Here is a 20,548-nt window from a genome sequence, read left to right on the forward strand (position 1 = left end):
TTTTTAATACCAGGATTACTGGTTTGGTTGTTTAACAATTTTTGGATTTGCAGATAAAATATCATTGCCAATATTTGAATAATAATTCCCCATCTGGAACATATTTGCTCCGGTGACTGCTGAAGGCAGTACTTCCTTAAAAAGCCATTTCCCATGATTTGGGTTCCCCGGATTATAGTATCGGTATGGCCATAGCCCGTAAGGCTGTGTGTTTTTCTTGGTAGCCAGTCCAATATTACTAACCAGTTGTTCTACGGTCATTTTACTTCCATCCCAAACAATATGCGCCAGACGCCATCTTTTCATATCAAATAGCGTATGTCCTTCAAAAACAAGCTCCACCCGGCGTTCATGAACAATCTGGTCAAATGTAACTCCCTGTAAAGCTCTGGTTAAGCCCGCCCTGGCACGAACCTGATTAATGTATCCATCGGCAACACCGCTCATCCCCAACTCAAAAGCTGCTTCAGCGGCATTCAATAAAACCTCTGCATAGCGGTAACGGATAAAGGCCACATCACTTTGTCTCCCTCTTCTTCCAGAACCTACCTGCGGATCCAGATATTTCCGAATATAAAAACCTGTTTGTGACCTGAACTCCTGCCCGTTAACCGGTCCGTCTTTCCCAACTACCTGAACTGCAACATCCGTTCCGGGTAATTTGACCAGATGACTGGCATCGTCACTGGTTAAAATACTGCCATCAGCCAGCTGATAACCAGCCCAGATATCAACGTTTTTACCCTTAAACTTTCCATCAGGCAACAAGATAGTTCCCGCGAGCCTGGCATCTCTGCCTGCAAAAGCATCAAGCTGATTGTTATAAAACACGGGATTACCCTGCGCATCCTTTGTAGTGATAGGTGCATAAGTATTGTCGAGCTTTTCAAAAGCCTGTACCAGATTTAAAGAAGGATTAAGCCGTCCTGCATCCAGGCCTTCGTCCGAAATAGAAAATGGTTGATTGTTGGTCGTAAAGCCATGTACCTTTGCTGTATTTACTTTAAAGTCTTCAATAAAAATGGATTCCTGATTCACGCTGCTTTTATCAAGAAAAACTGCTGCAAAGTTTTCTGACAGATCTGGTAAAACTTTGTACAGCTGATAAGAACCAGCCTGCCCTCTGATAATCTGCTCTGCTGCTGCAAGTGCTTTCTGGTAATAACCACTGGCCATGCCAGCGGGTATTCCTATCTCAGCACCAGGCAGGGTAACCTGTGGAGTCCTTAAACCATATCTGGCAATAGATCCCGCATATAGAGCTGCCCTTGTTTCCATAGCCAGTGCAGCTCCTTTTGACGCTCTTGATTTTTGATTCGCATCTGCAGGCAACAGATCTTTTATAGCTTCAGCCTCGCTGATTACAAAATCATAGATTTCTGATTCTTTGGATCTGGCAACTTGTAAATTGGATACATTACCTGAATAATCATACTGCATGGGTTCTGTAATCAGAGGTACTCCTCCCATTCGCTTTACCATCTCGAAATAAAAATTAGCTCTGAGAAAACGTGCTTCTGCAATAAACCTGGTTTTATCTGCTTCAATAAGCTTAGTTGCAACAGTCGCACGTTTTACAAAAAGATTCAGATCGCGGATATAACCATAATCCCAGGTTCCCCATTCTCCATAACCCCAGCCTGTCCGCTGAACGATATTATAGCTTCCGTTTTCTGAGGGAAATGCTTCGCTAAAATCAACAAACGATCTCCAGCCGTCACCATCCAGACTTGAAAAGTCCTGTTGTCTGTTATATAAATCTCCTAAAACAGAGAGCACGAGAGCCTGATCTGAAAACGCGACTTCTTCAGGAATGATCTGTTTAGGAGGTACATCTAAAAATTTACTGTCTTTTTTGCAGGCCTCTGTAAATAAAAGGACAGCAAACATTAGTATTATAGCTATCTTCTTCATAATTATATAATGAAAATATTAAAAGGTTAAATTGAGTCCGACGTTAATCACCTTATTCTGTGGAAACTGAAGACCATTGTCATCAGCTATTTCCGGATCAACGTTATACTGTTTCATATTATCAATAGAGAACAGATTGTATCCGTTTACATAAATCCGAGCCCGCTTAATCTTGATTCTGGACAACATTGCAGGTGATAAGGTATAGCCAAATTCTATAGTTCTTGCCCGCAGATATCTCACACTATGCAGCCAGAAGGTAGAGTTTGAACCATAGTCACTGTGTCCCGTCCCAGGATTATAGCGGTTTGCAGGATACTTACCAGGAATCCATGCACTATTCAGATCAAATGGATCAGCCCGGTGCCATCTGTCTTCAAAAATGCTGTTCAGGTTACCATTGTTCTGAAAGGCCCATCTTGTTTCATAATTCTGAAACCAGGTATAGCCAGCTCCACCAGAAAAATCCGCATGAAAATCAAATGATTTATAGCTTGCTCCAAAGCTTAAACCAAAATTAATATTGGGTTGCCTGCCATAACCAAAGCCAATTGGCCGTTGGTCATACTCATCAATTTTCCCGTCTCCATTCTGATCTTTATAGATCAGGTCACCAGGTAAAAGGCTCCTGTTTCCTTTACCATCAATATTTACCCGGTAATTATTGATCTGTTCCTGAGAAGTAAACTGACCGGTAACCTCATAACCCCAGTCTATACTGGTAAACCTGTTTTCTGAAGAGTTACGGTACTGATCCCAGGAATTAAAAAATAAAGGATTATAGGATTGCAGGTTTTTAGACCGGGTATAGGAGAAATTACCACCAATATTAAAATTTACCTGACCGATTTTGCTGTTATAATTTAAAGAGACCTCCTGTCCGTACTGTGCATCACTGTTCACATTCTCATCAGGTAGCCGGTAACCCAGTTCAACAGGGATAATGATATCATTCCTTCCACCCAGCAAACCTGTACGTTTTCTGTAAAAATAATCTATAGTCCCGGTCAGCTTATTCCCAAACATACTGAAGTCCGCACCTGCATCAAAAGTCCTGCTCTTCAGCCAGGATATTCTGTTTAAAGGAATTCCCTTATCTCTGGAAACGATTACAGGATTTCCATCCAGAATTACCGTTCCCTGGTTATAGTTATATCCCGGCAGATAAGCATAAGGGGGCACAATAGACTGATTCGGATCATTTGGGTTCCGGTCATCTCCGAGTATACCGTAAGAAGCACGGAATTTCAGATCACTCAGGACTTTCTTTTCTCCTAAAAGCTTTTTCATAAAGCCTTCTTCTGTAATTCTCCATCCGGCAGAAACGCCGGGAAAATACCCTACCCGTTTATCAGGTGCAAATAAATAAGAGGCATCCCGTCTTGCTGAAGCTTCCAGATAATACTTATTGTTGTAGTTATAATTTAATCTGGCAATATATCCGATACGCGCTTCGCCATCATCACTGTCATCATATCTGTCTGCAGTTGGGAAGTAAATTAAAGGTAAGTTATTGGAAATTGGAGAAGAATGTATATAATTCCGCTGGTGTTTCAGGTCAATCCGTTCCGCAACCAGCGTAGCACCCACAGTATGTTTACCAAAAGTATTGTTATAATTCAGCTGTCCCTGAAACGTAGTGGCAAACTCTTTTTTCTGTTCACGTTCCCTGTATGGATTATTACTACCACCGGTAATGTCGTAGGCACCTGTAGCAGGCCTGTAGGTATAGGTATTATAAGTATATTCATGGTTATTGAGCACATAATCTGCCAGATAATAAGAATATACACCCTTAACGACCAGGCCCTTTATCCCTGGAATCTGATATTCTGCATTGAAATTGGTTTGCAGAACCCTCCAGTCGTTACGGTATGTTCCTGAGAGTTTTTTATTCAAAAAAGCATAGTTGGTTTCGGTATGTCCGATATCATTCAGATAGTCTGGATTATCATTTGCATAAGGACGCTCCAGAGGATTGTTTCGCAATACCGCAAGACGGGCCAGCAGATAATCATCCAAACCTGGAACACCAGGATTTTCCCGGCTTTCAATTCTTCCGTTAATATTTACACCAACTTTAAGTCCGTTTGCTACCGTAGCTGTAATATTAGACTGGATATTGGTTCGTTTAAACTCATATTCTTTCCCTAATACAGAATTCTGATACAGATTAGTAGCAGAAACATAATAACTCATTTTATCAGTTCCTCCTGTAAAATTCATGTTAATGGAATTCTGAGGTGCATTATTATTACTTTTCAGGATATAATCCCTCCAATCAAAACTCCTGTAGGCAGGATCAGTTCCGGCTTTATATTTCTCCAGTTCAGCCGGAGTGATACTGGTGCTCCCATTAGAGTTTAATTCAGCATCTGCTTTATAGCGCATATAATCGTAAGAACTACGCACAACATCAGGAAACCTCGACCAGTTCTGAAAACCCAGGTAAGCATCTATATTTATCCGGCTCTCACCTGCTGTCCCTTTTTTAGTGGTCACTACGACTACTCCATTGGCTGCGCGAACCCCATAGATAGCAGCAGAAGCATCTTTCAGAACCGAAATACTTTCAATATCGTTAGGTGCGATATTGTTAAACTGTGTCTCATCCTGCTGTATTCCATCAATAACATAAAGGGGCCGTCCCATATTACGGATTTGTATACTGGCACTTGCTCCCGGCCTGCCGTCTGTCATCCGGAAGGTCACTCCGGGAATCTTTCCAGCCAGAGCGGTACTTACTGTAGCTCCTCCATGTACCCGTTCTATATCTTTACTGGTTACAGCTGAAATAGCTCCGGTAATTGATTCTCTTTTTTGGGTACCGTAACCCGTGACCACAATTTCCTTAAGGTCATTATCATAATCTTTTAGTTTAACAATTAAATTAGTTTGCCCGTTTAAGGGAATTTCTGCTGTGACATATCCGATGTAAGCAAATACCAGGACAGCATTCTTATCCGGAACGGTGATCTTAAATTTTCCGTTCGTATCAGACATCCCGCCAATTTTTGTATTCTTCACTTTTACCGTGACACCGATCAGCGTTTGTCCTTTATCATCAGTTACTGTTCCGCTTATACTGCCCGGCTGCGCGATACTGGTTAAGGAGAAAAAAAGAGAAATAAAAAAGATAAAAGCTTTAAGCTGATAATGCTTTAAGTGCACACTTCTGCAATGAGCATGTAGACTTTTTTCCATAAAGATTTAATATTTGGTTAGGTGTACCGGGATAATCAGGTGGTTCTATCCGGGCACAATCAAATATTGAATTTTTAGCTTTTGGTTGTTGCACACGTTTGTATCAATAATTCTACATTTTGTCTCTATTTTCTGTTCTGTTCAGCGATGAAGGTTTATCTGCTCCGGGTTTATAATTATTGATATATTTGAGATAATGACCCTTTGAAATTGAAAATTCTAACCTTATTTCTTTTCTTGCTCTCTGCCACATTCCTGAAGGCACAACCCTATTATTTTAAACATTATCAGGTAGAGAACGCCTTATCCAATAATAGTGTGTTTTGCATTACTCAGGATCACAGCGGTTTTATCTGGATGGGAACAAAAGACGGACTTAACAGGTTTGATGGTTATACTTTCCAGACTTATCGTCATGATCCGGCAAATCAGAAAAGTCTGGGTAATGACAAGATCCATTCCCTGCTTAGTGATCAGCCAGCCAGTCTGTGGATAGGTACTGATCAGGGATTATATCACTATAATACCCTGAACGATTATTTTACATTGATAAAAGAAACAAAAAACATGGGTGTAGGTGTACTTACACTTGATCATTCAAATAATCTCTGGATGCTTTCTTCAGGTAAAGTATATACTTATAATCTGGTTCAAAAAAGGTTTTCTGCTGTACAGCTTAGTAAGTCATTTGTACCAACCTATATCTATTGCCGTTCAAATGGTGAAGTCCTGGTAAGCAGTCCAGATGGTTATCTTGCCAGATACAATCAGACATCCCGGACTTTTGAGATGCTCAATCTATCCGGTAAAAAGAAGCCTGTAGAAATAGGCTGGATCTCAGCGATCGAAGAAACCAATGATCAGCAGCTGATTATTGGGACTGTCAACCAGGGTATCAAAATATTTGATCTTAAAACCAGGGTGCTCAAAGATCTGATTGTAATGAATAGAGACAAAACCCATATTTTTGTCCGGGCGATAAAAAAGTCTAAGGATCAGGAGTACTGGATCGGCACTGAATCGGGATTGTATATTTATAACCATCAAAGTAAAAATCTTGTCCACCTGCAAAAACGAAACAGTGATCCCTATTCCTTATCCGATAATGCAATTTATTCCCTTTGCCGTGATACAGAAGGTGGAATGTGGGCAGGAACCTATTTTGGCGGAGTGAATTATTATGCTACCGAATCCTCCATCTTTACTAAATACTTCCCAACTCAGCAGGAAAATTCCATTAGCGGAAACGATATCAGGGAAATCTGCAAAGATCAGCGAGGCAATTTATGGATCGGAACCGAAGATGCCGGCCTTAACAAATTAGCTCCTGGAAGTGCTCAATTCGTCTCTTACTTTCCAGACGGAAATAAACATACTATCTCACATTACAATATCCATGGCCTTCTTGCGGATGGCGACAAACTTTGGATAGGTACTTTTGAACACGGCCTGGATGTAATGGACGTCAATACCGGTTTGATTTTCAAGCATTTTCACATGCGTAAGGGAAGTTTACTCCGATCGGATTTCATTTTAAGTTTGTATAAAACCAGGGCTGGTGAGATTATTATTGCAACTACATCCGGGATTTATACCTACAACCGCAAAAAAGACGACTTCGATCCTGTTCCAGGCTTGCCTTTTCTGTTCTATAATAACCTCAAAGAAGATGCGGATGGAACAATCTGGGCGGGAAGTTTCAATGACGGACTTTTCAGCTTCAGGCTTGATAGCCCCAGTTATAAGAATTACAGAAATGATAATAAAGACGCTGGTAGTCTACCCAATAACACGGTAAACTGTATTTTTCAGGACAGTAAAAAGAACCTGTGGATTACCACAGATGGTGGTGGTTTATCTCTGTTTGATCAAAAAACAGGCAATTTCAAATCCTTTACAGTAAAAGATGGGATGCCAGCCAATTTTCTTTTTAATATCCTGGAAGATAACCAATACAAATTATGGATTAGCAGTACACGCGGGCTGGTTTGCTTTGATCCGCTTAAAAGGAACGTTAAAGTTTATACAAAAACTGATGGTCTGCTTACCGATCAGTTCAATTATAGCTCATCTTATAAAGATACGAATGGCAGGATGTATTTTGGAAGTGTAAAAGGTCTGATCAGTTTTCTACCGGACCAATTGAATACCACAGTTAAAACTGCTCCCTTATTTTTAACCGGCTTTAAAATTGACTATACACAAACTCAGTCAAAAAAAGATGCTGTTGTGCTACAGAAATCCATATTATATACAGATAAAATTATCCTGAATAACAATCAGTCTTCCTTTAATATTGATTTTGCCGCATTGAGCTATTTTTCGCCGGAAAAAACTGAATATGCCTATAAGATAAGCGGCCTTTATAACAATTGGCAATATCTAAAGACAAACAGAAAAATATACTTCACCAAACTCTCCCCGGGTGAATATATATTTGAAGCTAAAGCTATGATCCAGGGCAGTAAAGAATGGAGTAAAAATAACATCAGGCTGGTTATTGTAGTGCTCCCTCCGTTTTGGAAAAGCCCCATGGCCTGGTTATTATATACGTTTTTATTTATAGGTTTAACTACACTGCTAATCAGACTGTATCACAAAAGAATCCAGCAGAAAAATAACCGGCGCATGGAAATCTTTGAACATGAGAAAGAAAAGGAGATCTATCAGGCAAAAATCGGATTCTTTACGAATGTAGCTCATGAAATCAGGACGCCGCTTACCCTGATTAAGGGACCAATGGAGAAAATGATCAGATCTGCAGGAGAAGTTCCTGCATTTGAAAAGAATCTTAAAATTATGGATCGCAATACGGAGCGCTTGCTCAATCTGACTAATCAACTTCTGGATTTCAGAAAAACAGAGATCAACGGTTTTTCTTTAAATTTTGTCAAATCAAATATATCTGAGATCCTTCACGATGTAAATTTGCAATTCCTGCTTGCTGCCGAGCAGAAAGAGATCCGATACGAAACTATTTTACCAGCAGTACCACTTTATGCCTATATAGACCTGGAGGCATTTTATAAAATAATGAGTAATCTGGTGGATAACGCCATCAAGTATGGAAAACAGACTGTAAAAGTAATACTTACGGTAAATGAGCAGCAGGATCAGTTCAGAATACAAATTCTAAACGATGGAAATAAAATTGCACCAGAACTGAAAGATAAGATTTTTGAACCCTTTTTCAGGGTAAAAGAGACCGAAATGAAGCAGGGAACAGGTATTGGCCTTTCCATTGCAAAATCACTTACCGAACTACATAAAGGCTCCCTTAAACTGGAAGAAAGTGATACTGATAACAATATACTGCTTGCTGTGTTCCCTATTCATCAAATGATAGAATTCAATTTAAAAGGAAAATGGAAAAAGATTTAAACTTCGTACCACATACAACAGATGATATCCGGGAGAAACCCGTTATTCTTCTTGTTGATGATCATGAAGAAATTCTCGACTTTATATCAGATGACCTGAGCGAAAAATTCAAAGTACTTATCGCATCAGATGGTCTTGAAGGCCTCGCCATTCTGGAGAAAGAAATCGTCCATCTGGTAATCAGCGATGTGATGATGCCCAGAATGGACGGCTTTGAATTTTGCAGAAGAATAAAATCCGGGATAGAATTCAGTCATATCCCTGTGATCCTCCTTACTGCCAAAAACACTTTACAATCTAAGATTGAAGGATTAGAACTCGGTGCAGATGTCTACATTGAGAAGCCATTTTCGCCGGAATTCTTACAGGTACAGGCTTCCAGCTTAATTGCCAACCGGAATAAAATTAAAGCCTATTTTTCAAGTTCTCCGCTCCTCCATATTAAAAGCCTTGCCTACTCTAAAGCGGATGAGCAATTTTTAAAAAAACTACAGGTCATCATAGATCAGACTATCAGTAACCCGCAGTTAGATGTAGAATTACTTACCGATCATATGCATATGAGCAGGCCAACGCTCTACCGGAAAATAAAATCCATTTCAAATCTATCCCCTAATGAGCTTATCAACCTCGCCAGGTTGAAAAAGGCAGCAGAACTACTCAATGATGGTACTCTTAAAATATACGAGATAGCAGAAATGGTCGGCTATAGCTCCCAAAATCATTTCGGTAGAATTTTCTCTAAGCAATTTGGAATGACCCCGACCGATTATGCAGCGAGTATGCACGCAAAGCAAAAAAAGAATCTATAAGCGCAACTCAGCTTCGCCATTTAAAAGATTGTTGATCTATAGCCCGCATTGTACATAAAACACCATTGAGATGATCATATTCGTGCTGTAAAAGTTCAGATAAGTCATTATGTACCAGCCATTCCTGAGGCTGCCAATGCTCATCCAGGTATTTAACTTTGATCTGGCTGTGTCTTTTTACTCTGACCAGTAGATTAGGGAAACTCATACAGTCATCCCACAATTCAAACTCATCCTCACTCTGCTCACTAATTTCAGGGTTGATTATGATTACCGGCCGGTCAATGTTCAGATAGATCAATCTTTTCATAATACCTAATTGTGGTGCGGCTATACCTCTTCCAAAGTTGTATTTATGTCTGATCTCTTCCATAACATTGTGCATATCTGCTACCCACTCCTGAACCAATGGAAGTTCGGTTTCTGATACCGGCGCGGAAACTTCATATAACCGCGGATCCCCCAGCAGCAGTAAATCCTTTAATGTTTTCATCTCTTTTCTATAATTTAAATATTAATTAGCTTGTTCCGTATTAATAACCAGCACACAGGAATTTAAATCCAGTCCAATAGCTGAACGCATCTGCTCATGATGTATTGCTTTAACTAATCCGGTCAGGCCTGCACTACCGCTTTCGCTTGATTTGATAACAGGATCATTTCCCAATGGTTTGCCCAGCAATGCCAGGGCCTCTTTATTTTCACTTTCATTAATCTTCATAAAACTATCACCAGTCCTGGTTAGAATACGCCAGGCCGCCAGTGAGGGCTGAAGACAATCCAGCATTGACATCGCGGTTGGCAGACCATGCCTGATCTTTTTCAATTCTCCTGCTTCGATGCTATCATAGATACAGGCAGCACCAACAGGTTCAACAATAACAATATAAGGACAGTTTTTTCCATAGCGAATTCGTAACTGAGCTGCAAGTGCTCCGGCAAGTCCACCGACCCCTGCCTGAATAAATATGTGCGTTGGTACCTGCACTGACTGCTCCAACGCTTCCTTTAAAATGAGGAGATAACCCTGCATTACCCAGGAAGTAACTTCGTCGTTCTCAATAAACGAAATATCGGATATTAAAAACCAGTCGTTTTTTTTAGCATCAGCGTTAATTGCCACAAGAGTCTGATCATAACTTCCCGGGAATTTTCTGACCAGTGCACCATACTTCGTTATCGCCTCAACATATTCACTTTTAGTCTGCTCAGGAAGATAGATATATACTGTAGCTCCGAGCATCTGGACTGCCGCTGCAACTCCCCGGCCGTGATTTCCTGCAGAGGCAGCGCAAAATGCCATCTTACTGGCGACAGACCTGACTTCAGGATCGGCTATATCCTGGATCCGGACTTCCCGGCCAAGTATTACGCTTGCTTCTTTTAAAAATTTACGCATAACAGCGTGGTACCCACCAAGTCCCTTGAAACTACCTATCCCTAAACGGGCCCCTTCATCTTTGACCAGGAGCCGGCCTATTTGCAGTTTTTCTGCCAGACCACTCAATGAAATTAACGGCGTAACATTGTAATGGTCATGATGTGATAAAAATACAACCGCATCTTCCTCTGCCTTTTGACCAAATAATTTTTCATCAGCAAGATCTATTTCTGTACGGTAATGTTCGTGTTTATTGTGTATTAACATCATTCTCTTATTTCATCTTATAAATTACTGACGCAAAAATATTACGCTTTACACGAATTATTTACTGTATTTTTAGTGGTAAATTGCAATTTTTCCTCGATTTTAGTCCTATATGCGTTTAAAAAGTTCATTATCACAATTCAATCCAGACGATCTGGATCTCAAAATCCTTGAAATACTTCAGTCTGACAATTCAACTCCGCAGCGTATAATCGGTGAAGCCGTAAATCTTTCAGCAGCAGCCGTTCAGCGCCGTATTAAGCGGATGGAAGAAGCCGGTACTATTCAGTTCAACATTGCTGCAGTCAATCCACTCAAGGTTGGCCGTTTAATTACACTGATTGTTGAAATCAGTATGGAAAGTGAGAAATTACAACAGGTTGACTCCATGAAAAAAAGATTCAGTGAGCAACCAGAGATACAGCAATGTTATTATGTCACCGGAGGAGCTGATTTTGTCTTAATACTCACCGTAAAAGATATGTCTGATTACGAATCCTTTACAAGGCGGGTCTTTTTCAGCGATCCGAATATTAAAAAATTCAAAACCTTAGTGACCATAGATCGCGTTAAAGTTGGTCTCTCCGTCCCATTAAATATTTAATCATCTATTTCCTTTAACCAAATACCACAAAATGGCGGTTTAACTATCGACAGGTGATCTCCCTTTGCATAGCAAACATCAACTTTATTAAAATACGGACTCCATGAATCAGGATTTAGCCATTTTTTACTCTTCTCGGCAATGATCAATTTCAAAGTGTATGGTAATCTGCCATAAGGATAGGCGTATTTTACAGATAAAGCAGCTTTCACAACTTTCCAGCATTTAGCAAAAATCAGTGCTTCCTGATGAAACCCCTTTTCGGCAATTAACCGTTCAATGCGATTTTCCAATGTTGATTCTGGTTCTTCTCTTAAAATTTCCTGAATCTTTTGAAGAATCTCCTTTCGTTCGTTTATATCTGCTTCCTGAAACAGTGTGTTACAAAAAAGTATAACCTCGTCTATAGGTAATCCATTAATATCAGTCAATATACCACTATCAATCATGACTATTTCTGTAACAGAGATCTCATCTGATTCCAGCTTTTTGAGCATTTCATAAAGAATTGTCCCCCCGTAGCTATGGGCGAAAAATTTTACAGGCCCGGCTTTAACAATTTGCTTAACCAGTGCAACATGATGTTCTGCCATCTCTCTGATACCTTGACAGGGTGATTCACCATGATGGCCCGGCATTTCTAGACCATAGACCGGTCCTGTTCCATACAGACTTTTAGCCAGCCCATAATAGCCGTCACAAAGTCCAGGCAAACCCGGAATAACAAAAATTGGGATGTTATCTGAATCTTTAACCGGTTCACGCAGAGAAATCAGATTTCCTGCAGGAATATTCTTCTGCTCACTACAATCCATCCCTTTATCCGGACTATTCCGGGTATCTTTATGATTGCTTCTCCCTGCACTTTCTATAGTGGCTGATAACTCCCGGATATTCCCTGCCTTTAGAAAAGTACCAAGCGACAAAGCTGCTTTCCAGGTTTTATTAATTCGCAGCAGCATTCTGATCGCTGCCAGAGAATGTCCTCCCAGGTCAAAAAAGTTATCCAGAACACCTATATTTCCTATAACCAGCTCTTCTTCCCAGATTTTCACCATAGACCTCTCTGCTGCTGTGCCGGGCGCGACATAATTCTTTCGTACAATAGAGTTTACAGCTAGTTCAGCAAGGGCTTTGCGATCAGCTTTACCGTTGGGCGTAAGCGGTATATTGTCCAGTTTTGTGAAAGTTGCCGGAACCATATATGCCGGTATCTTTTTTAACAGATGGATACGAAGTTCGACCGGATCATATTCCATTTCAGAGAGATAAAAAGCGATCAGTATGTTTTCCCCGGATATATTTTTCGTGGTTACTACCGTTTTCTTTATCCCCGGATATTCAGCTAATACATTTTCTACTTCACCTGATTCCACTCTGTATCCCCGAATTTTGACCTGATCATCCATACGGCTGATGAATTGTAGATTTCCATCTTCCAGCCAGCGTCCCTGATCACCTGTACGATAGATTTTACCTTTACCATATGGATTAATAAAGAATTTTTCAGCATTAAGTTCATCTCTGTTAAGATAACCCCTGGTAAGTCCCGCCCCGGCTATATAAAGCTCTCCTTTTACACCAACAGGCAGGAGTTCTCTGTTTTTACCCAGCACATATACCTGCGTATTTGCGATGGGTTTACCGATCACGGGTTGTCCGCATTCCCGGATTTCAGCAATGGCTGCATTAACCGTGTATTCTGTAGGTCCATAGGCATTAAATGTTTGTACACCTTCCAATGCCTGCAACTTGCTCCACGTCTTGTCAGACATAGCCTCCCCTCCCACTGAAATCAGCCTGATCTGAGCGAACAGAGCCGTCTGCTGTTCATCATCCAGTGTTTCTATAACAGGATAAAACAAAGGAGGAATATTGAGGATAGTGATATTTTTACTGAGAATCAACTGATAAAAGTTATCAGGATTTATATCGCGTTCAGCTCTGATTACAACACCGGCACCAGCAATCAGATAAGGAAAAATCTCTTCAACAGACATGTCAAAACTCAAAGCAGCAAACTGAAGAATTCTGTCTGAAGGAACAATTTTAAACTGTTGCATCAGGTGAATTGAAAGGTTGACCAGCGAATGATGTTCAATCATCACCCCCTTGGGCCTGCCTGTACTTCCGGAAGTATAAATAACATAAGCAAGATGAGCTGGAAGTACCATTTTTTTCAGGACTGAACCTGGGGCGGGCGGAGTTTTTAGTATCTGGTTTATCGTCCATAAAACACAGGTTTCGCCTACTGCCGGTATTAACCTGTTCATCAACTGTTCCTGTGTAAGAAGTATGTTTATTGCTGCATCTCTTAACAGGAAACGGACTCTATCTTCTTCATAAAGCGGATCTATAAAAAGATAGGCCCCACCAGCTTTTAATATCCCTAGTATGGCGATGACTGCATCAGACGAGCGTTCCATAGACAACGCAACCAGGACATCCGGCTTAACACCATGGTTTTGCAAAAAACGGGCAATATGTGTGCTCTGCTCTTCTAAAGACTGATAAGTCATGGTTTTCCCGGACTCACTGTCAATTAAGGCAACCTGATCCGGAAAACGTCGTGCCTGTGCTTCAATCATGTCATGAATACAGAGATCAGGTATAGCTGTATGGTGAAACTTACCGGTCAGCAAATGCTTTTCTGCATATTCCAATATATCATAATCTTTAATCTTAGCCTGAGGCATTTTTACAACATCGTCTATCAACTTATTCAGATAACCCAGATGCCGCTGAATGGTCTTTTCCTGAAACAGACTTTGCTGATACTTGATCTGTATTTCTATTGAACTCCTGAAATCATATACTTCCAGCGTATAATGATCTTCCGTTTCCTGATAAACCTCAAAAAAAGGCTGAATACCATTTTGAAAGTCTTTGTTTTCCAGGATTTCATCAAATATATTCTGGTAAGTATAAGATACCGGTAAAGGAGATTCTATGCTGCTATTTATTTTGATACCTAAGCTGGAAGTGAGTTGAGTAAAAGGATAAAATGCATGACTAAGTCCCTGATTAAAGTTATCACGAACCTCCTTTAATAAAGCGTCAAAACTTTTTTCTTCCGCAACCTGATTACGGCTAACCATCAGATTAATATAACATCCTATACTTTGTTCGTGGGTCTGCTTTGGCCTGCCGCCTACCGGGGTACTAACCAGGATATCTTCATCTCCGGTAATTTTATACAACAGTACATTAAATACGGCCAGTATAAGCGTAGAAATATTTACCTGTAATTCTCTGGCTGTATCCTTCAGCTTTGCCAGCCGCTCTCCTTTCAGTATGATTTTTTCACAGCCTACACCAGTTACCTCCAATTGGTTTCTGAAGTCGTAAGGAAGAGAAGAAGGCTGACCTATTCCGGCCAGTTTTTCCTTCCACCAGGCCAGATCTTCTATAGCCTGGTTACTGTTCAGATAGATGCGTTCCCAGTTTACAAAATCAAAAAAAGCGTAATCAGGCAATTCTGTGAAATGTATATTGCCTTCACAAAGCAGACGATAGTTCTCCCAGAAAACCTGCATAAACAGGATTCCCGAAAATCCATCAATTATGATATGGTGAATAATAAAATAAAGATAAGTAATACCGGAATTCTCCTCTGTGAGCAGGTACCATTTGATCAATGGCTCAGATTTCAGTTCAAATGGTTGTCTGAGCAGGGAAAACATGAGCTCCGTAATTACTTGTCCCGGTTTCAAAACTATTTCTACCGGAGCCTTAGCAATCTGTTCTGCTGATGAAAACTGATGAACCAGTTCATCTGTAGCATGATGCTGAACCAGATTGGCAGTTAAGATGGGATACTTTTGCAATACCAACTTAAAAGCGAGGGGAAGCAAATCCAGATCTAAAGACTTTTCAATCTTAAATGCTATCGGGACATTGAATCCACCCGAAGCAGGATTACTTTCCTGTATATACCATAAACCTTTCTGCACTTCTGAAATAGGATACCCCTGTAATGTCTTATCCAGGAAACTATTCCCTGAGAATGAACTTTCATTTCTCCTGTCCCTGAGTTCATATTTTTTTCCTACCAGCTCAAAAAAGTCCTGAAAACTCTCCAGTGACAGGGCTTCTCCCAATTTAATAGTTATACCCAGACTTTGATTGATCCTGCGAATCAGCCGGACTGTTTTGATAGAATCAAAGCCATAATATACCGGGGAGCGCGACCGGTCAATTGTCTCCAGGTTCAAATGAAAAATAGTAAGTATATGCTGACGCAATATATCTTCGACTACAGCATCAAGAGGTTTATTATATGCACTAACCTGGAGTGGAATATCATCACCGTTAACCGGTAATTCCTGCTTCCGCGTAAAATTATCCGGTATATATTGTTCCAGGATAATATGCGCATTGACACCACCTATAGCAAAACTATTCAGGGCAGCTCTTCGTGGAAACTGAGCTGCCTTCCAATCTGCTGCTGACTGGTCGATAATCAGGGAATGACCATCAGGCAATTCCTGATTCAGAGTTGTTAAACCTGCATTACCAGGAATTATGCCTTGTTCCATTGCCTGAATAACTTTCAATAGAGAACCTGCGCCAGCCGCAACTTCAGGATGACCTATACTTGGCTTTACACTGCTAACTCTCCATTTTTTGTCTTTCAGTTTTGAAAAGGAACGGTACACCTGATCAATTGCACCAAGCTCCAGCGCGTCTGCTAATGGATTAGCAATACCATGGGCTTCTACATAATCAATCGTATCTACATGGATACCAGAATCCTGTATACATTTTTGCATAGCGACCTTCATTCCCTTCACATGTGGTGCTTCTATTGAAAAACCACTGCCTCCATGATGAACTGCAGTTCCCCTGATCAAAGCCAGTATTTTATTTCCATCTCTTCTTGCAAGTGCCAGTGGTTTAAGGATAAACAGACCGACACCTTCTGTACGGACAAAACCATCTGCATCCTGACAAAAGCTTTTGGTTTGGTTTTCCGGACTTAACAAGTCATCATATAATCCACTTGCAGCTGCCCTTTTAAAAGTCTTCTCATCAATAAGATTTATGCCTCCTACTATTGCGTGGGTAATTTCTGCCAGCCTGATACTCTGCACAGCTCTGTGCAGTGCAACATATACACTCGTACAAAAAGTATTTACCTGTTCGCTTGGTCCCTGAAAGTTCAGGCGAAAAGAAAGTGCATTGGACAATGTTATCTGATAAGGCTTTACAGGAAAATCGTCAGAACGGTCTACAGCGGAAGCTATAAATATGCCGGTCATCTGAGCAGATAATTCTTTCAGGCTTATCGCATGATCATTCATTGCTCTGGCCAGCACTTTATATAACAACCGCAGCGATCTTTCCATAGTATAATACTCCAGGGAGCTTATCCCCAGATGATCGAGCAAGGTATCCCATTCAGGATCAGCTATCTCCCCATAAGTGAGTTTGATATCCTTATCTTTAGGAGGAAATTCTGCAATTTTACCTGAACAAACCCGTTCCCATAAGGCGTCGCTATCCGTTATGCCTGAGAAAGTACCTTCCATTGCAACAATAGCAATGGTATGCTGATCTTCCTGAGCAACAATCTCAGTTGCAGAATTTACCGGAGTGTTTACCTGTACCTGATCTCTGATCTCTTCCTTCTGCCCCATTTCAATTAACAGATAATCAACCAGTACATCCAGAGAGGGGTAATCAAATAAAAGCGTAGTGCGAAAAGAACAGGCTAACAAATCTTCCAGCTTTATCTTGAATGCAACAGCTTCAGTAGAACTGGTACCCAGAGCAATAAAATCCTGATCTAAAGCAACGTCCTCCACTGAGTCCAGTTCCAGAAACTCTACCAGTAAATTCCGGATAATATCAGTTAGTAACTGTCGCCTTCTATCTGCAGATTCGCCTTTGATCAGCTCTGCTACTGATTTTGAATTTTGTGACTTCATAGGGTTGAATCAGCTTTTTTCTTTTGCGGGTAATATGCCCAATACGACCTCACCTTTAGAAGATCCTCCATATATATCCTGGAAATTACAATAGGTATAGAGAAATGTACATTGCGTAGTTTTCTTAACGGCTGTAATACCCCAGGTACCGGAAAAATCCTTAGCATTGATCAGCTGACTGAAAGAGGAACTGATCTTTACAATCAGTACATGACTAAGCTGTTTATGGAAAAAGGTTTCTTCTGTATAATCTGCCAGCTCCGGTATCAGTTGATTCTTAATACAGTGCCCCAGAAATACATAACCAAGCTGGTTATAGCAAATATTGTATTCTACTGCATTAAAATGGCCCGTATCATCAATATAACAGGATTCTGCTATAGCAAACTGTCCATTTATCTTCAATCCCTGAACTTTTTTGCCAGGTTCAACATGAAAAACAGCTTGTTTAAGATAGCTGGCATGATCCCTGTAAGGATTTAAAATGCTATGAATAAAGTCCGGATCTATAATTACAGATCCGGACTCCATATTTGATGGATGTCTTTCAGTTTTCATGATTTTCATTCTTTATTCCGATATAAAATGGATATGCATCATAAATTCCAATACGATAACTTTTGCTTTTTTCTCCGGGAGGCAGCTGAGAAGATTTATGGAGTAAAAAGCGGTTATCCCAAATGATGATATCGCCCTTATCCCAGGAATGCATATGTACATGTTCTTCTCTTTCGGTAAAATCAAATAAAGCCCGCATGGCTTTTTGATTTTCCTCATAGGTCAGACCTTCAATTCCCATAGTGAACCCACTGCTCATATAGAGAGCTTTTTCTTTGGTAACAGGATGTGTTATCACAGCAGGATGTTTTACCGGCGGAACGATTTCATTCATATAATCTATTAGCTGCTGCAATGATTTGTCAACATCCGAAGGCTGAACTTTGTACCGGTTATTTCCTCCATGAATCATAGTCGATCCGTCTACAAGTATTTTAAGTTCATCTGGTAAAGCACGGTATACCTTGGCCATATCTATATAATAAGTTGCCCTGACGGATTGAGGGATAACCACCGGAGATATCGAAGTCAGCGATAATGGCTGCTGCTGAAACTGGCAGTCTGTATGCCAGTAATGTCCCGTACCGGCAACACCTACTTTTTTACCTTCCTCATTGACATTGGAAGAAACAAAGATCTCCGGAAAGTCAGGGTGATGATAATTATCCTGAAAATAAACCTGTGGTGTACCCAGTTTCCTGGTAAAATCTACATATTCTGCCGGAGTTAATTCCTGATTGCGGATAACAATTAGTTTATTCCGATAAATGGCAGCTCTGATTTCCTCCAGTTCAGCAGATTCAGGAGTTAAACTCCGAAGATCAAGACCTGAAATCTCACCTCCTATTTCGCCATTTTTAGCATCTCTTATTTCGAATATTTCTGTTTTCATGATTATTTTTTTTTATTGTAAATATTAATTCACTGCTCGTTTTCTTCCTGTCCAGTAAGGCTCCCGGAGTACCCGTTTCAGAATTTTCCCACTTGGGTTCCTCGGCAGCTCTTCAATGAAGCTGACAGAATTGGGGCCTTTGAAGTTTGCCAGTCTTGCTCTTACAAAGCCGATGAGTGCTCTGGATTTCAACACTGCACCAGGTTTTAACACCACGAAAGCTTTTACAGATTCTCCGAGTAAATCGTCCGGAATTCCGATTACTGCAGCTTCGGCTACGTCTTCATGTTCGCATAAAACAGCTTCAATCTCGGCTGGAAATATATTCTCACCTGCACAGATGATCATGTCCTTGATACGATCACATACATACAGATAACCATCCTGATCCTGGTACCCGCCATCTCCGGTTCTGATCCAGCCGTCAACAAGAGTTCCGTCAGTTTCTTCCTGATTTTTCCAGTAAGCCAGCATTACTGAAGGTGACTTTATATAAATTTCTCCTACCTCTGTAGCTTTTAACTGTCGTCCGGACGGGTCTATGATTTTAACTTCTACACCCGGCAAGGGTCTTCCTGCAGCATTCAATCTTTTCACCCCATTCACATGGTGATCTTCCGGACGCAGACAAACTGCCATATTTCCTGTTTCAGTCATCCCATAAATCTGGAAGAAATCACACCCAAACTTCCCGGCTGCTTTGCTCATCAGCACATCAGATATAGGTGATCCACCATATAGAATTGCCTTAACTGAGGAAAAATCAGTAGTCTGGAAGGCTGGTTCGGAAAGACAAAAACCCAGCATCGCCGGAACTAATTCAATTTTGGTTATCTTATGTTTTTCAATGAGTTGCAAAACCTTCCATGCAATAAAAACATCGATAAGAACATTGGTACTTCCTGAGATAAATCCCTGAACAGCCCACCACAAGCCGCCTATATGAAACATTGGAAGAGATACAAGCAGCACATCCTGATCATTTAAATCCATCCATTTATCCCCTGCGTTGTACATATGGTGCAGTAATCTGAAAAAGGTATAATGAGCCAGCTGTACTCCTTTCGGTTTACCTGTAGTTCCACTGGTGTAAAGCTGAAGAACAGCATCTTCTTCTCCAGGTGTAAAAGACGGAGGATTAAGGGCAGAAAAACCATCACGCCAGGACTGGTAATCAGGGTACTTAGATCCATCACCTTCTATTGTTATTATATTCCTGACCAATGGCAACTCTGGAAGTATTTCCTTAATTAAATCAACAAATTCCTGCTGCACAAACAAGAGTTCTGCATCTCCATCTTCCAGTATATATTTAAGCTCCCGCGCAGATAACCTCCAGTTCATGCTGATTAATACAGCTCCGGATTTTGCACAGCCGAATAAGATTTCATACCCATAATCGATGTCTTTACTTAAAATTGCGACTCTGCTTCCGGCTTTCACATTTAAGGAATCCAGACCTGCAGCAACCTGACTTGAATACTTGTCAAATTCACCATAGGTTGTGCTTCTATCTTCATAGATTAAAGCGGTTTGATTCGTTCTGTTCGCGGCGTTCCATGCAGAAACTTCCAGAAGATTATTTAAGAATAGATTTCTCATAAC

At 40.6% G+C, this 20,548-nt stretch carries 11 protein-coding genes; 3 read left to right on the forward strand and 8 right to left on the reverse strand.

Annotated features, from left to right (window positions below; all coding sequences use genetic code 11):
- Window positions 1-15 precede the first annotated feature (15 nt).
- Window positions 16-1,914 (reverse strand): RagB/SusD family nutrient uptake outer membrane protein, encoded by a 1,899-nt coding sequence (locus PL_RS05395; RefSeq protein ID WP_041880076.1) that lies wholly within the window; start codon window positions 1,912-1,914, stop codon window positions 16-18.
- 18 nt (window positions 1,915-1,932) lie between these two features.
- Window positions 1,933-5,118, reverse strand: a complete 3,186-nt coding sequence (locus PL_RS05400) for a SusC/RagA family TonB-linked outer membrane protein (RefSeq protein WP_041880073.1) — start codon at window positions 5,116-5,118, stop codon at window positions 1,933-1,935.
- 210 nt (window positions 5,119-5,328) lie between these two features.
- Here PL_RS05400 and PL_RS05405 point away from each other — a divergent pair, with 210 nt between their 5' ends.
- Window positions 5,329-8,499 carry a ligand-binding sensor domain-containing protein gene (locus tag PL_RS05405; protein ID WP_160292081.1) on the forward strand — a complete coding sequence of 1,057 codons (3,171 nt, stop codon included), beginning with the start codon at window positions 5,329-5,331 and terminating at the stop codon, window positions 8,497-8,499.
- A complete protein-coding gene (locus tag PL_RS05410; RefSeq protein WP_041880070.1) occupies window positions 8,484-9,311 on the forward strand; it encodes a response regulator transcription factor in 828 nt (275 codons plus the stop codon). The genes PL_RS05405 and PL_RS05410 overlap by 16 nt, the downstream gene beginning before the upstream one ends.
- 7 nt (window positions 9,312-9,318) lie before the next feature.
- Here PL_RS05410 and PL_RS05415 read toward each other — a convergent pair whose 3' ends face one another.
- Complete coding sequence (locus PL_RS05415; RefSeq protein WP_041880067.1) at window positions 9,319-9,804, reverse strand: peptide deformylase; 486 nt, start codon at window positions 9,802-9,804, stop codon at window positions 9,319-9,321.
- Between the two features lie 21 nt (window positions 9,805-9,825).
- A complete protein-coding gene (locus tag PL_RS05420) occupies window positions 9,826-10,962 on the reverse strand; it encodes a diaminopropionate ammonia-lyase (protein WP_082035859.1) in 1,137 nt (378 codons plus the stop codon).
- Window positions 10,963-11,071: 109 nt separating this feature from the next.
- Between PL_RS05420 and PL_RS05425 the strand changes: the two genes are divergently transcribed.
- Window positions 11,072-11,563, forward strand: coding sequence for an Lrp/AsnC family transcriptional regulator (locus PL_RS05425; protein ID WP_041880064.1), 492 nt, complete (start codon window positions 11,072-11,074; stop codon window positions 11,561-11,563).
- On the opposite strand, the gene PL_RS05430 is transcribed toward PL_RS05425, so the two are convergent.
- From PL_RS05430 to PL_RS05445, 4 genes are read right to left on the reverse strand one after another with little or no spacing between them, the layout of a single operon-like run.
- Window positions 11,560-17,493 carry a non-ribosomal peptide synthetase gene (locus tag PL_RS05430; protein WP_041880061.1) on the reverse strand — a complete coding sequence of 1,978 codons (5,934 nt, stop codon included), beginning with the start codon at window positions 17,491-17,493 and terminating at the stop codon, window positions 11,560-11,562. The genes PL_RS05425 and PL_RS05430 overlap by 4 nt on opposite strands.
- Before the next feature lie 9 nt (window positions 17,494-17,502).
- The gene (locus PL_RS05435; protein WP_082035861.1) at window positions 17,503-18,051 is read right to left on the reverse strand and encodes an FcoT family thioesterase; all 549 of its coding nucleotides are present in this window, start codon (window positions 18,049-18,051) and stop codon (window positions 17,503-17,505) included.
- A complete protein-coding gene (locus PL_RS05440) occupies window positions 18,041-18,943 on the reverse strand; it encodes a TauD/TfdA dioxygenase family protein (RefSeq protein ID WP_052496140.1) in 903 nt (300 codons plus the stop codon). The genes PL_RS05435 and PL_RS05440 overlap by 11 nt, the downstream gene beginning before the upstream one ends.
- A 24-nt stretch (window positions 18,944-18,967) precedes the next feature.
- Window positions 18,968-20,545 carry a long-chain-fatty-acid--CoA ligase gene (locus PL_RS05445; protein WP_041880058.1) on the reverse strand — a complete coding sequence of 526 codons (1,578 nt, stop codon included), beginning with the start codon at window positions 20,543-20,545 and terminating at the stop codon, window positions 18,968-18,970.
- Window positions 20,546-20,548 lie beyond the last annotated feature (3 nt).

The organism is Pedobacter lusitanus (assembly GCF_040026395.1).
In the GTDB taxonomy this organism is placed as follows: Bacteria; Bacteroidota; Bacteroidia; order Sphingobacteriales; family Sphingobacteriaceae; genus Pedobacter; species Pedobacter lusitanus.

Excerpts from the sequence above, each read along its gene's own strand:
- PL_RS05425 (WP_041880064.1), top strand. The coding sequence starts at position 11,072 with ATGCGTTTAAAAAGTTCATTATCACAATTCAATCCAGACGATCTGGAT.
- PL_RS05400 (WP_041880073.1), bottom strand. The coding sequence starts at position 5,118 with ATGGAAAAAAGTCTACATGCTCATTGCAGAAGTGTGCACTTAAAGCAT.
- PL_RS05430 (WP_041880061.1), bottom strand. The coding sequence starts at position 17,493 with ATGAAGTCACAAAATTCAAAATCAGTAGCAGAGCTGATCAAAGGCGAA.
- PL_RS05445 (WP_041880058.1), bottom strand. The coding sequence starts at position 20,545 with ATGAGAAATCTATTCTTAAATAATCTTCTGGAAGTTTCTGCATGGAAC.
- PL_RS05395 (WP_041880076.1), bottom strand. The coding sequence starts at position 1,914 with ATGAAGAAGATAGCTATAATACTAATGTTTGCTGTCCTTTTATTTACA.
- PL_RS05410 (WP_041880070.1), top strand. The coding sequence starts at position 8,484 with ATGGAAAAAGATTTAAACTTCGTACCACATACAACAGATGATATCCGG.
- PL_RS05420 (WP_082035859.1), bottom strand. The coding sequence starts at position 10,962 with ATGATGTTAATACACAATAAACACGAACATTACCGTACAGAAATAGAT.
- PL_RS05435 (WP_082035861.1), bottom strand. The coding sequence starts at position 18,051 with ATGAAAACTGAAAGACATCCATCAAATATGGAGTCCGGATCTGTAATT.
- PL_RS05440 (WP_052496140.1), bottom strand. The coding sequence starts at position 18,943 with ATGAAAACAGAAATATTCGAAATAAGAGATGCTAAAAATGGCGAAATA.
- PL_RS05415 (WP_041880067.1), bottom strand. The coding sequence starts at position 9,804 with ATGAAAACATTAAAGGATTTACTGCTGCTGGGGGATCCGCGGTTATAT.